Annotated in this window: 11 protein-coding genes and 1 pseudogene; 1 reads left to right on the top strand and 11 read right to left on the bottom strand. The window is 53.3% G+C overall.

All coding sequences use genetic code 11. The annotated features are described in order from the left end of the window. Window positions 1-26 precede the first annotated feature (26 nt). The 11 genes and pseudogenes from caiF to AL515_RS23765 all read right to left on the bottom strand — a co-directional run bounded on the left by caiF (window position 27) and on the right by AL515_RS23765 (window position 13539). Window positions 27-422 (bottom strand): carnitine metabolism transcriptional regulator CaiF, encoded by a 396-nt coding sequence (gene caiF, locus AL515_RS05225; RefSeq protein WP_003018912.1) that lies wholly within the window; start codon window positions 420-422, stop codon window positions 27-29. A 273-nt stretch (window positions 423-695) separates the two neighbouring features. Further along, complete coding sequence (gene carB, locus AL515_RS05220; protein WP_048212736.1) at window positions 696-3923, bottom strand: carbamoyl-phosphate synthase large subunit; 3228 nt, start codon at window positions 3921-3923, stop codon at window positions 696-698. Between the two features lie 17 nt (window positions 3924-3940). Further along, the gene (carA, locus tag AL515_RS05215) at window positions 3941-5089 is read right to left on the bottom strand and encodes a glutamine-hydrolyzing carbamoyl-phosphate synthase small subunit (protein WP_048212737.1); all 1149 of its coding nucleotides are present in this window, start codon (window positions 5087-5089) and stop codon (window positions 3941-3943) included. A gap of 454 nt (window positions 5090-5543) precedes the next feature. Next, window positions 5544-6365: a 4-hydroxy-tetrahydrodipicolinate reductase gene (gene dapB, locus AL515_RS05205; RefSeq protein ID WP_061067213.1), complete on the bottom strand. Its 822-nt coding sequence runs from the start codon at window positions 6363-6365 to the stop codon at window positions 5544-5546. Window positions 6366-6538: 173 nt separating this feature from the next. Then, a complete protein-coding gene (gene rihC / locus AL515_RS05200; RefSeq protein WP_061067212.1) occupies window positions 6539-7453 on the bottom strand; it encodes a ribonucleoside hydrolase RihC in 915 nt (304 codons plus the stop codon). A 66-nt stretch (window positions 7454-7519) separates the two neighbouring features. Then, window positions 7520-8470, bottom strand: coding sequence for a 4-hydroxy-3-methylbut-2-enyl diphosphate reductase (gene ispH / locus AL515_RS05195; protein WP_032948486.1), 951 nt, complete (start codon window positions 8468-8470; stop codon window positions 7520-7522). Between the two features lies 1 nt (window position 8471). Continuing rightward, window positions 8472-8921, bottom strand: coding sequence for an FKBP-type peptidyl-prolyl cis-trans isomerase (gene fkpB, locus AL515_RS05190; RefSeq protein WP_003018929.1), 450 nt, complete (start codon window positions 8919-8921; stop codon window positions 8472-8474). Window positions 8922-9038: 117 nt separating this feature from the next. Next, complete coding sequence (gene lspA, locus AL515_RS05185) at window positions 9039-9536, bottom strand: signal peptidase II (protein ID WP_003018932.1); 498 nt, start codon at window positions 9534-9536, stop codon at window positions 9039-9041. Next, entirely contained in the window at window positions 9536-12352 is a 2817-nt protein-coding gene (ileS, locus tag AL515_RS05180) for an isoleucine--tRNA ligase (RefSeq protein ID WP_061067211.1), read from the bottom strand. Before ileS ends, lspA begins: the two co-directional genes overlap by 1 nt. 37 nt (window positions 12353-12389) lie before the next feature. Continuing rightward, on the bottom strand, window positions 12390-13328 hold the full coding sequence (ribF, locus tag AL515_RS05175; protein ID WP_016155656.1) for a bifunctional riboflavin kinase/FAD synthetase: 939 nt from the start codon (window positions 13326-13328) through the stop codon (window positions 12390-12392). 7 nt (window positions 13329-13335) lie between these two features. Then, window positions 13336-13539: pseudogene (locus tag AL515_RS23765) on the bottom strand (DUF2575 domain-containing protein). Window positions 13540-13656: 117 nt separating this feature from the next. Between AL515_RS23765 and rpsT the strand changes: the two are divergent. Continuing rightward, window positions 13657-13920 (top strand): 30S ribosomal protein S20, encoded by a 264-nt coding sequence (gene rpsT, locus AL515_RS05165; protein ID WP_003018940.1) that lies wholly within the window; start codon window positions 13657-13659, stop codon window positions 13918-13920. Window positions 13921-14251: the final 331 nt, after the last annotated feature.

Below are 14251 nucleotides of genomic sequence, written 5' to 3'. Positions count from 1 at the left end.
TATACCGCCATCAGGCAAACTGACAATTAGCGACGCATACTCTTGGAGAGCATCATCTGCCATTTCTGCTCACGGTTGAGCTCTGTTGGGGGAACGGCAGACAGCCGCGGCGTTTTCGCCACACTCACCTTTTTTTCCTGCAAATTGTGGCTCAATCGGTTGTAGAGGTGAGAATCAATACTGATGACTTTTACCAGACGCTGGCACTGGCAGCCCCGGCCTGCAATCTGATTAGGGATCATCTTAACTTCACAAACAATTTCTCCCACTTCCGACAGAATATAAGAGAGAGTATTAATTGCTTTGCAGTGCTCAATATCAAAATGGCGGGAAATTTCCTTTGCGGTGATCCAACGATCCTCAGCCATCATCCAGTCAGCAATTAACAAATAAAGCGGTCTTTCAACATATTTTTCACACATAAGCACACCATTTCACAAATTAAAAATCTGGCTACGGCCTGTCCAAATTAATAAAAACTAAGCCATATTAAAATTGTGGATATAAAGGATAGTATGCGACTTGAATGTTGATTAGTGTGAGCTATATCGTGCTTATTACATTGAAAATGTGGTTATGAAAGTGCATTTGGCCAGGAATGACCTTACGCGAATTTAAAAAAGGGTTTCTTTACAGAAACCCTTTCAAGATTATATTGCAGGTCAGGTTAACACAATTATCACCGAACCTATTTTTTATGACTTTTTGATCTGTGCGTGCATTTCCTGCACAGAGGTCACCTTCTCAGTGGCATCGGCATTCAGCGCCATCGCCGTCGCGAAACCGCCGTTCAGGGTAGTGTCATAATGCACTTTGTACTGCAGTGCGCTGCGGCGAATCAGCTTGGAGTCTTCAATCGCCTGACGCCCTTCGGTGGTGTTGATGATGTAAGTGTACTCGCCATTCTTGATACGGTCCTGAATGTGCGGACGCCCTTCATGCACCTTGTTCACCAGACGTGGATTGATACCCGCTTCGCCCAGCACAATCGCCGTGCCGTGCGTCGCATCCAGCTCAAAACCAAACTTCAGCAGCTTCGCCGCCAGGTCAACCACGCGCTCTTTATCGCCTTCGCGAACGGAGAGCAGTGCACGACCCTGTTTTTTCATGGTGGAGCTGCTGCCCAGCTGTGCCTTAGCGAACGCTTCTGCGAAGGTACGCCCCACGCCCATCACTTCCCCGGTAGAGCGCATTTCCGGCCCTAACAGCGGGTCAACGCCCGGGAACTTGTTGAACGGCAGCACCACTTCTTTTACCGAGTAGTACGGCGGGATAACTTCCTTGGTGACGCCCTGCTGTGCCAGCGTTTTTCCGACCATTACGCGTGCCGCGACTTTTGCAAGCGCAACACCCGTTGCTTTGGAGACGAATGGAACGGTACGTGCCGCACGCGGGTTCACTTCAATCAGGTAAACTTCGTTATTCTTCACCGCAAACTGGACGTTCATCAGACCGCGAACCTGCAGTTCGAAGGCCAGTTTCTGCACCTGCTGGCGCATTACATCCTGAATTTCCTGGCTCAGCGTGTACGCAGGCAGAGAACATGCGGAGTCACCGGAGTGTACGCCCGCCTGTTCGATGTGCTCCATAATGCCGCCAATCAGCACCATTTCGCCGTCGCAGATAGCATCGACATCCACTTCAACTGCATCATCAAGGAAACGGTCCAGCAGTACCGGCGCATCGTTAGAAACGCTGACCGCAGTCTGGAAGTAGCGACGCAGGTCGGCTTCGTCATAGACGATTTCCATCGCGCGGCCGCCGAGAACGTAGGATGGACGCACCACCAGCGGGTAACCAATCTCTTTTGCCTTCTCAACAGCCTGTTCAATGGCCGTTACGGTGGCGTTCGCCGGTTGCTTCAGCTTCAGACGGTCAACCGCGTGCTGGAAGCGCTCACGGTCTTCCGCACGGTCGATGGCATCCGGGCTGGTACCGATTACCGGCACGCCTGCGGCTTCCAGCGCGCGCGCCAGCTTCAGCGGAGTCTGACCGCCGTACTGCACGATAACGCCTTTCGGCTTCTCGATGCGCACGATTTCCAGCACGTCTTCCAGCGTTACCGGCTCAAAGTACAGACGGTCGGAGGTGTCGTAGTCGGTAGAGACGGTTTCCGGGTTACAGTTGACCATGATGGTTTCATAACCGTCTTCGCGCAGCGCCAGCGAGGCGTGTACGCAGCAGTAGTCAAATTCGATCCCCTGGCCGATACGGTTTGGACCGCCGCCCAACACCATGATTTTATCACGGTCGACGGACGGATTTGCTTCACACTCATCTTCATAAGTGGAGTACATGTAAGCAGTGTCGGTGGCAAATTCTGCCGCGCAGGTATCCACGCGCTTATAGACCGGGTGCAGGTTGTACTGGTCGCGCAGCTTGCGGATTTCCGCTTCGCGAACGCCGGCCAGTTTCGCCAGACGCGCATCAGCGAAACCTTTACGCTTCAGTACGCGCAGGAAGTCAGCGTCGAGGCCGTTGATGCCAAGGTCGGCTACTTTTTCTTCCAGGCGCACCAGCTCTTCAATTTGTACCAGGAACCAGCGGTCGATGTTGGTCAGGTTGAACACGCCGTCGACGGACAGGCCAGCACGGAAGGCATCGGCGATATACCAGATACGCTCAGCGCCCGCGTCTTTCAGCTCGCGGCGAATTTTGGTCAGCGCTTCAGGGTCGTCCAGGCTGACTTTCGGGTCGAAGCCGGTCGCGCCGACTTCCAGACCGCGCAGCGCTTTCTGCAGCGATTCCTGCTGGGTACGGCCAATCGCCATCACTTCGCCGACAGATTTCATCTGCGTGGTCAGACGGTCGTTAGCACCGGCGAATTTCTCGAAGTTGAAGCGTGGAATCTTGGTCACAACGTAGTCGATGGACGGCTCAAACGAAGCCGGAGTACGGCCGCCGGTGATGTCGTTCATCAGTTCGTCGAGGGTATATCCAACAGCCAGTTTGGCGGCAACTTTCGCAATCGGGAAACCGGTGGCTTTAGAGGCCAGCGCCGAGGAGCGGGATACGCGCGGGTTCATCTCGATGACAATCAGGCGACCGTTTTTCGGGTTTACCGCAAACTGGACGTTAGAACCGCCGGTTTCCACGCCGATTTCACGCAGTACCGCCATCGAGGCGTTACGCATGATTTGATATTCTTTATCAGTCAGCGTCTGGGCAGGTGCTACGGTGATGGAGTCACCGGTATGGATGCCCATCGCATCAAAGTTTTCGATGGAGCAGACGATGATGCAGTTGTCGTTTTTATCACGCACCACTTCCATCTCGTACTCTTTCCAGCCAATCAGCGATTCATCAATCAGCAGCTCGTTGGTTGGGGAAAGGTCCAGACCGCGTTCGCAGATTTCTTCGAACTCTTCGCGGTTGTAGGCGATACCGCCACCGGTGCCGCCCATGGTGAAGCTAGGACGGATAATGCACGGGAAGCCAACGTCAGCGGCAACCGCCAGCGCTTCTTCCATGGTGTGAGCGATGCCTGAACGCGCGGTGTCGAGACCAATCTTCTTCATCGCGATGTCGAAGCGACGACGGTCTTCCGCTTTATCAATAGCATCCGCCGTCGCGCCAATCATGGTCACGCCGAACTCAGCCAGTACGCCCTGGCGTTCCAGTTCCAGTGCGCAGTTCAGCGCGGTCTGGCCGCCCATGGTTGGCAGCACCGCGTCCGGGCGTTCTTTCTCAATAATTTTGCGTACTACTTCCCAGTGAATCGGCTCGATGTAGGTGGCATCGGCCATTTCCGGGTCGGTCATGATGGTCGCAGGGTTAGAGTTCACCAGAATGACGCGGTAGCCCTCTTCACGCAGCGCTTTACACGCCTGGGCGCCGGAATAGTCAAACTCACACGCCTGACCGATAACAATCGGACCCGCGCCCAGAATCAGGATACTTTTTATGTCTGTACGTTTTGGCATGGCTCTTTTACTCCTGATTATTTCGCGGACTGACGGTATTGCTCAATTAACTCGATAAAGTGGTCGAACAGCGGTGCAGCGTCGTGCGGACCCGGACTCGCTTCAGGGTGCCCCTGGAAGCTGAACGCCGGTTTGTCGGTACGATGAATCCCCTGCAAGGTGCCGTCGAACAGTGACTTGTGGGTCACGCGCAGGTTGGCAGGCATGGAGGCTTCATCTACAGCAAAACCGTGGTTCTGCGCGGTGATCATCACGGTGTTGTTATCAATATCTTTTACCGGATGGTTGCCGCCATGGTGGCCGAACTTCATCTTAATGGTCTTCGCACCGCTCGCCAGCGCCAGCAGCTGATGGCCGAGGCAGATACCAAATACCGGAATATCGGTTTCGAGGAATTTCTGAATCGCGGTAATCGCGTAGTCGCACGGCGCCGGGTCGCCAGGGCCGTTGGACAGGAAGATACCGTCCGGATTCATCTTCAGAACGTCTTCTGCTGAGGTTTTCGCCGGTACAACCGTCAGGCGGCAGCCGCGGTCCGCTAACATACGCAGAATGTTACGTTTAGCACCGAAATCGTACGCCACAACGTGGAACGGCAGTTCATCGGTAGATTTGGCTTCCGGCAGGTCACCGGCCAGCGTCCAGCTACCTTGCGTCCAGCTATACGGCTCCGCAGTGGTGACTTCTTTCGCCAGGTCCATACCGTTCAGGCCAGGGAAAGCTTTTGCTTTTTCCAATGCCAGCGCCGCATCCGGGTTATCACCCGCGATGATGCAGCCGTTCTGTGCACCCTTTTCACGCAGCAAACGCGTCAGCTTACGGGTATCGATATCAGCAATCGCCACAATGTTATGGCGCTTCAGGTAAGAAGAGAGGTCTTCGGTATCGCGGAAGTTGCTGGCAATCAGCGGCAGGTCGCGGATGACCAGGCCTTGCGCATGTACCTGTGAAGATTCTGCATCGGCTTCATTGGTGCCGACATTACCGATATGAGGATAAGTAAGAGTGACGATTTGGCGGGAATAGGAAGGATCAGTGAGGATTTCTTGATAACCGGTCATTGAAGTATTGAAAACGACTTCCCCAACCGCCGAACCTGTTGCCCCTATGGCCCGACCGTGAAACTGGGTTCCGTCTTCCAGAACCAATAGCGCTGACTTAATCAAAACACCCTCCAAAGAATATTCACTCACTTTATTTGCATATTAATTCATTAACACCTCATGAATCAATGCAAATTTGCTTACCTATGGATTTCTGGCAAACGGCGGCATTCTAGAGATAGCCCACGTAAAAGTCTACCCAAAAGGACATTTTTTATTATTATTTTGCGCCATTGACGAATTAACCCGCCTCCAGGCATCAAAAAGATCAACTAACTTAGAGTGGAAAACGCTTGCGGAGCAGGAAGAGTATTAAATCTCAGAAACAAGAGACAAAAAGTAGACCAAATGGTCAAAATTTACATTTAACCAACACAAAAAGACAATAAAACTTATAAAAATAAGATATTAAATTCAAAATAAACTTGAAATAGATAAAATAAAGGGCAATAAAATATTGCCCCATGTAATCAAATAATTACGACTACAATAACCACATCACGAAGGGTAAAAAACCTTACAAATTGCGTAAATCAAGCACATCTCGCATATCAAAAAGACCATTTGATTTAGATTTCAGCCAAACCGCCGATCTTACGGCACCGTTGGCGAATGTCATACGGCTGGACGCTTTATGCGTGATCTCAATACGCTCGCCAATATCGGCGAACATCGCGGTATGTTCCCCGACGATATCCCCCGCTCGCACCGTGGCAAAACCAATCGTGCCCGGTACGCGCTCGCCGGTGTAACCCTCACGGGAATAGACTGCGCAGTCTTTCAGATCTTTATCCAGCGCCCCGGCAATCGCCTCGCCCATCGCCAGCGCAGTGCCTGACGGCGCATCCACTTTGTGGCGGTGATGCGCTTCAATAATCTCTATATCGGTGTAATCACCCATCACTTTCGCCGCTTTCTCCAGCAGCTTCAGCATGACGTTGACGCCGACGCTAAAGTTAGCGGCGAAGACGATGCCAATATCCTGCGCGGCATCGCGAATAGCCTGTTTTCCCGCCTCATCAAAGCCGGTGGTGCCAATTACCATCCCTTTCCCATGCTGGCGGCAAAACGCCAGATGCGCCAGCGTGCCTTCCGGGCGGGTAAAATCGATGAAAACATCGAAATCATCTTTCACCGCTTCAAGGCTACTTTGTACCGTAACGCCCGTTTTCCCGGCTCCGGCTAACTCTCCGGCATCGCTTCCCAGTAAGGAAGAGCCTTCGCGCTCCAGCGCCGCGCCAAGCTGTACGCCATCCATGCCAAGAGTGGCCTGAATCAACTGACGCCCCATGCGTCCACCGGCTCCCGCGATGGCAACGCGGATTTGTACATCATGCATAGCTATTCTCTTTTGTTAATTTTACGTGAATCGTTTTCAGATTAACCAGCGTATCGCTGCGCCGCCAGCCGAAAACGTCGATAATTAGAATTTAATGATAAACAGGGAAAGATATCAGTAAAAGGTATGACGCCACGGAATAAGCAGCGTCATATCGTTATATAACGCGGAAATCAGGGGGCCAGTGCCAGAACGTGCGCCACCCACTGCTGGAACCCCTCGACATTCAGCCCCAGTGCCACCTGGGCATTAGCGGGTTGCCCCAGCCGCCCTTCGATATCTACTACCGTTGTGCCAGAGGTATATTTCCCCTGCGTTTCAACGGCGACAAAACAGCGCTTGAGCGTAAAGAGATCCGGGCGCACCAGCCAGGCAATCGCACAGAGATCGTGCATTCGCAGCCCCGTATTCATGCTACCGCTACGGTAGTGACTGAACAGCGCATGCAGCATTTTTCCCGTCTGGTTAAGCTGAGGTAACGTCGCCAGATACTCCGGCGCAAGCATCGCCTGGTTGGTCACGTCCAGCCCGCACATTACAATCTCCAGCCCGCTATGGAAGACTTTCGCGGCAGCCTCGGGATCGATAGCAATATTAAACTCGGCGTTGGGTGTGAAGTTCCCGCGCCCGGCAGAACCGCCCATAATCACCAGGCGCTTAATGTTAAATACGCATTCAGGATAATGAGTCAGCAGCAGCGCAATGTTGGTCAGCGGGCCAATTGCCACCAGCGTCACGGGCTGTGAGGCATGCATCAGCGCATCGCGAATCGCCTGGAAGGCGGGTTTTGCCATCGCCTGGCGATCGTGCTCGACAAAATCATACCCTTCCATACCGGACTCGCCGTGCACGGAAGCGGCATCACGCAGCGGCCGCACCAGCGGCATCGATGCTCCCTGCGCCAGTGGAACATCCGCATTCCAGAAGTGCAGCAGTTGCAACGCATTACGGGTGGTTTTTTCCACCGACACATTGCCTGCTACCGTGGTCATCAGTTGCAGATCCAGCTCAGGGGCAAACAGCGCGGCGGCAATGGCGGCGGCATCATCAATGCCGGGATCGGTATCAAGAATGATCGGTAAGCGCATGGTTTCTCCATAAAAAAATGCCAGACGTTGAGTCTGGCATCTTCTCATAGTCGTAACCGGAAAGACTTACTCTACTTCACGAACATCCACACGCAGCTCTTTCGGCACTTCGAAAACGATGTTCTCTTCGCGGCCTTCCAGCGGAATAGCTTCCCCACCGCCAAGTTCCTGCAGACGAGCAATCACGTTTTGCACCAGGATATCCGGCGCCGAGGCTCCGGCCGTCACGCCTACGCACTTCGCCTCTTTCACCCACGCTTCCTGGATGTCGGTCGCATCGTCAATCAAATACGCCGCTTTCCCCATTCGCTGTGCCAGTTCAGCCAGACGGTTGGAGTTAGAGGAGTTCTTCGAGCCGACCACCAGCACCACATCGGCCTGTTCCGCCAGCGCACGGACCGCTTCCTGACGGTTGGTGGTGGCATAACAGATATCATCTTTGCGCGGCCCGACAATTTTCGGGAAGCGTTGGCGCAGCGCGTCAATGACGTCAGAGGTGTCATCAACGGAGAGCGTGGTCTGCGTCATGAAAGATAATTTTCCTTCATTTTTCACATTCAGTTTCAGCACATCTTCCGGTGATTCAACCAGGTACATTCCCCCTTGCGGGTTGCTGTACTGGCCCATCGTGCCTTCGACTTCCGGGTGACCGGCGTGACCAATCAGAATGGATTCTTCGCCACGACGGCTGGCGCGGGCGACTTCCATATGTACTTTGGTCACCAGCGGGCAGGTTGCATCAAAAACCGTGAGGTCGCGGCCTTTGGCTTCGTTACGCACCGCCTGAGACACGCCGTGGGCAGAGAAGATCAGGATCGCACCGTCCGGCACTTCACTGATTTGCTCGATAAAAATAGCCCCGCGCTCGCGCAGGCTATCCACCACATAACGGTTATGCACCACTTCATGACGGACATAAATCGGCGCGCCGTAAATAGCCAGCGCGTTTTCGACAATGCTGATAGCGCGGTCTACGCCAGCGCAAAAACCGCGCGGGTTGGCCAACAGGATCTGCATTTTACGCCTCCAGTGCCGGTTCGACTTCCAGCACTTCAATATCAAAATGAACGGTATGCCCAGCCAGCGGATGGTTGAAATCAACCGTGATCGAGTCACCGTTGATTTCGCGGATAACACCTGGCATCTCACTGCCGTCCATTGCGGTAAAGAGCATGATAGCGCCAATTTCTGGCTCGCCCGCGTCCATAAATTCCCGACGCGAGAAATACTGAATTAAGTCCGGACTTGATACGCCAAAGGCGGCATCCGGCTCCAGAGCAAAGGTGGTTTTATCGCCTTCTTTTAGCCCCAGCAGGTGTTGCTCCAGTCCTTCAGACAGAGAACCGTCGCCCAGGCGAAACAGCGCAGGCTTGCCGTTATTGCGGGTTGACTCTGCGGTGGAGCCATCGTCGAGCTTAAGGGTGAAGTGCACCAGCACCGCACTGTTACTCTGTACTGATTTAGACATGCAGGTTGCTCTTTAAAATTGCTGCCGCCTGTCTGCCCGGTGGCGCTACGCTTACCGGGCCTACAAGGATCGCAGTAAATTGTAGGCCGGATTAGCATAGCGCCATCCGGCATTTTTTTATGCGGCTTTTTTCTCTTTCGACGGCAAGAAGCCTTCGAGAACAATCAATGCCGCCCCGATACAGATAGCTGTATCGGCCAGATTGAAGGTCGCGAAATGCCAGTCGCCGACGTAAAAGTCAATCATATCAACTACGAAGCCGTGCCACAGGCGATCGAACAGGTTGCCCAGCGCACCGCCAATGATTAACGCATACGCGATGTTATTCAGCTTCTGCGTCGCCTTCGAGCGATACATCATCACCATCAGGATGACGCAAATACCGATGGCAATACCGGCAAAGAACCAACGTTGCCAGCCACCGCTGTCGGCTAAGAAGCTAAACGCCGCGCCATAATTACGCGCGTAGTGCAGATTAAGCGACGGAAACAGCGACACCGTATCCCCCAGAGCAAAGTTCTGGAGGATCAGGTATTTGCTGCCTAAATCGATAATCAGCACGACTACCACCAGCCACAGCCAGCGTAGTCCTGTTGAACAGAGAGGCTTACTCATCAGGCAAACTTACGTTGTTCGCCATCACCGGCGATGTTGCTGACACAGCGTCCGCAGATATCTGCATGTTCCGCCACCTGGCCGACGTCGGTAGTGTAATGCCAGCAGCGCGGGCATTTCTCACCTTCGGCTTTGCTCAGTACGATTTTCAGACCTTTGAGCAGTTCGCTCTGCTGAGCATCAGCTGGAGCCGCTGCAAAATCTGCAACCGTCGCGCCGGAGGTCAGCAGAACAAAGCGCAACTCTTCACCCAGCGCGGTCAGTTTCGCCGCCAGCTCAGGTTCAGCGTACAGGGTCACTGCCGCTTCCAGAGAACCGCCGACTTTCTTATCCGCACGCGCCTGCTCGATAACCTTGTTCACTTCGCCACGCACTTTCAGCAGTTCGTCCCAGAAGGCATCGTTCATCGCTTCGGTTTCGCCTAAGCCAAACAGACCTTCGTACCATTCACCGGTAAAGACGTACTTCTCACGATCGCCCGGCAGGTAGCCCCAGATTTCATCTGCGGTGAAGGACATGATCGGCGCCATCCAACGAACCAGCGCTTCAGCAATATGGAACAGCGCAGTCTGGCAGCTACGACGCGCCACACTGTCCGCTTTCGCGGTGTACTGACGGTCTTTGATGATGTCGAGATAGAACGAACCCATTTCTACGGAGCAGAAACGCATCAGGCGCTGTACCACTTCGTGGAAGTCATAGGCTTCATAGGCTTTCAGGATTTCGTCCTGTGCTGCTTGCGCACAACCTACCGCCCACCTGTCCAGCACCACCATCTCTTCCGGTTTCACCATGTCTTTAACCGGATCGAACCCGTTCAGGTTCGCCAGCAGGAAGCGCGCGGTGTTACGGATACGACGATAGCTGTCGGCAGCACGTTTCAGGATTTCGTCAGAAACGGCCATTTCGCCAGTATAGTCGGTAGAAGCAACCCACAGACGCAGAATATCCGCGCCCAGTTTGTTCATCACGTCCTGCGGAGAAACGGTGTTACCGATAGATTTGGACATCTTACGGCCCTGACCATCAACGGTGAAACCGTGGGTCAGTACCTGGCGATAAGGTGCTTTGCCTTTCATGGCGGTGGAGATCATCAAAGAAGACATGAACCAGCCACGGTGCTGGTCAGAACCTTCCAGATACATATCTGCCGCATGGCCCGCAAACTCAGGACGCACATCCACAACGGATGAGTGGGTTGAACCGGAGTCGAACCACACGTCCAGCGTATCCGGGACTTTGACATACTGGTCAGCTTCGTCGCCGAGGATATCTTTCGGATCGAGATCCCACCACGCCTGGATGCCGTCAACTTCAACGCGTTTAGCCACTTCTTCCATCAGTTCGATAGCGCGCGGATGCAGCTCTTCGGTGTCTTTGTGAACAAACAGAGACATCGGCACACCCCACGTACGCTGACGGGAGATACACCAGTCAGGACGGTTGGCAACCATCGATTCAATACGCGCCTGGCCCCAGTCCGGGATCCACTGTACGCCTTTGATCTCTTTCAGCGACTGCGCGCGCAGGCCTTTCTGATCCATGCTGACGAACCACTGCGGGGTCGCACGGAAGATGATCGGTGACTTGTGACGCCAGCAGCATGGGTAGCTGTGCTGCATCTTCTCAACGTGCAGCAGCGCGCCTTTTTCGCTCAGCAGCGCAACGATTTTGTCGTTGGCTTTAAAGACATTCACACCGTCCAGATCCGGATAGGTACCCGCCAGGTATGCGCCGTCCGGGCCAACCGGGTTAGCGATTTCCAGACCGTATTTCTGGCTGATGACGTAGTCATCCGGACCGTGACCGCCAGCGGTATGGACCGCACCGGTACCCGCGTCCAGCGTAACGTGATCGCCAAGGATAGCCGGCACGTCAAAGCCCATAAACGGATGGGTAAAGCGCAGCAGCTCCAGCTCAGCGCCTTTCACGGTGCCGAGAATGGTGTATTCAGCCGCGCCAATACGCTGCATGACGCTTTCAACCAGATCTTTCGCCAGAATCACAGCCTGGCCATCAATCTGCACCAGCGCATAGTCAAAATCAGGTGCCAGAGAGATTGCGCGGTTCGCCGGTAACGTCCACGGGGTAGTGGTCCAGATAACCAGAGAGATCGGGCCGTTGACGTCAGAAACGCCAAATTTCGCTTTCACCGCATCCTGATCGGCAGCGTGGAACGCCACGTCGATGGACGGGGAGGTTTTGTCATAATACTCAACTTCCGCTTCCGCCAGCGCGGAACGGCAGTCAACGCACCAGTGCACCGGCTTCGCACCTTTGTGCAGGTGACCGTTGCCGATGATTTTACCCAGCGCACGAATGATGTTGGCTTCAGTTTTGAAGTCCATGGTCAGGTACGGATGCGACCAGTCGCCCAGTACGCCAAGACGGATAAAGTCTTTACGCTGACCATCAACCTGGGTCGCTGCGTATTCACGGCACTTGGCGCGGAACTCAGCAGCGGTGAACTTCTCGCCCGGCTTGCCGTATTCCTGCTCTACTTTCAGCTCGATCGGCAGACCGTGGCAGTCCCAGCCCGGAACGTACGGCGAGTCATAGCCCGTGAGTCCTTTGGACTTCACGATAATGTCTTTCAGAATCTTGTTAACCGAGTGACCAATATGAATGCTGCCATTCGCATAAGGAGGGCCATCATGCAGAATGAAGGTTTTTTTGCCTTTTTTGGCCGCACGAATGATGCCGTACAGGTCATCATCAGTCCAACGCGCCAGCATTCCCGGTTCACGCTTGGCGAGATCGCCGCGCATCGGGAACCCTGTTTCCGGCAAATTCAGGGTTGATTTATAGTCACTCATCAGATTCTCGGTTCCGTATTTAAAACTCGTATAGGCATTAAGCCGGTTTTGTTAGCCCAAAAAATTCACGGGCAGTCAACTCATCACGCGCAATCTGCGCTTTTAGTTCATCCAGCGAGGCAAATCGCTGTTCGCTGCGTATTTTTTTACGCAGTACTACATCTATATGGCGACCATACAGGTCCATTACAACGTCCAACAGATGCACTTCCAACTGCTGGCGTACGCCTGCTACCGTCGGGCGGGTGCCGATGTTGGCAACGCCGGGGAAAGGTTTATCACCCAGCCCCATCACTTCAACCGCATAAACCCCTTTCACTGGAGACACCTGGCGACGAAGCGGTAAGTTTGCCGTCGGAAAACCGATGGTACGCCCTAACTCATCACCGTGAACGACGCGTCCTGAGATAGTAAAAGGATGCCCAAGCAGGCTTTCGGCCAGCTGCAGGTTATCTTCGGCCAGCGCCTGACGTACTGCGGTGCTGCTGATACGCACACCGCCCTCACAGAAGGTTTGGGTACTGGTGATATCAAAACCATACTCAGCGCCCGCTTCCTGTAATAACAAGAAATCACCCGCACGGCTAGCGCCAAAGCGGAAATCATCGCCAACGGCAAGAAATTGTACACCAAGGCGCTTAACCAGCAGATCGCTGATAAAAGTCTGCGCCGTTAATGCGGCAAAACGTCGGTCAAAACGCACGCACAGTACGTAATCCACACCGCATTCGGCCAGATAACGCAGTTTTTCTCGCAGGCGGGTAAGGCGCGCAGGTGACTTGTCCGTCGCAAACAGTTCCAGCGGCTGCGGCTCAAAAATCATCACCATTACTGGTAAATTGCGTTTGCGCCCTTCTTCCCGTAAGCCCTGCAGCAACGCACGGTGACCACGGTGCACGCCGTCGAAATTACCAATAGTCAGCACACACCCATGCGGGGCCTGACTGAGATTATGTATGCCTCGTATCAGCTTCATGTCTGGCTCAAAACAGTGAAAATCGTGAAAGTATACCCTGTACCGCGGTCAACGTTAACCGGCGATTGTTTCTACGAAACAGAAAGAGGATGGTTTTCATTGTTATGAAACAAATTGACGCCCTTCACCGGCACACCAATGCAATTTTTCTCGTCGAAAAGCTGTATTCACGCCACGCAAGCTGGTAGAATCCTGCGCCATCACTACGCAACGAGTGCTGGAATTTAAACGGCGCTTATTTGCACAAATCCATTGACAAAAGAAGGCTAAAAGGGCATATTCCTCGGCCTTTGAATTGTCCATATAGAACACATTTGGGAGTTGGACCTTGGCTAATATCAAATCAGCTAAGAAGCGCGCCGTTCAGTCTGAAAAGGCCCGCAAGCACAACGCTAGCCGTCGCTCTATGATGCGTACTTTCATCAAGAAAGTATACGCAGCTATCGAAGCTGGCGACAAAGCTACTGCACTGAAAGCATTTAACGAAATGCAACCAATCGTGGACCGTCAGGCTGCTAAAGGTCTGATCCACAAAAACAAAGCTGCGCGTCATAAAGCAAACCTGACTGCACAGATCAACAAACTGGCTTAATCGCCTGTCTGTTGTCGCTTTGTGAAAAAACCCGCGCAAGCGGGTTTTTTTATGCCTGTCGTTTGTACAACCAGCTTCGAAGGCAACCGTCATCCACTGACCTTGTTCGTACTCCTCTGGGCCGCTTCTCTTTTCAGCCAGCCGCCTTACCGGGCACATGAAAGTCATTTTCTTTCACTGTTTAATTTTTTTAATTTCATTGCTAATCAAATTGTGACCGTCATAGCAAATGACATAATTACTCCCCCAAAAACGAATAAACGCAATCCTGATGTAAGATTTGATAATTGATCACAATGCCCGTGTTAACTATTTTTCACCAAACCAATTA

It is taken from the genome of Citrobacter sp. FDAARGOS_156, assembly GCF_001559235.2.
Classification (GTDB): Bacteria; Pseudomonadota; Gammaproteobacteria; order Enterobacterales; family Enterobacteriaceae; genus Citrobacter; species Citrobacter youngae.
Note: the sequence above shows the minus strand (reverse complement) of the source record. Positions and strands in the feature narration are given on the sequence as shown.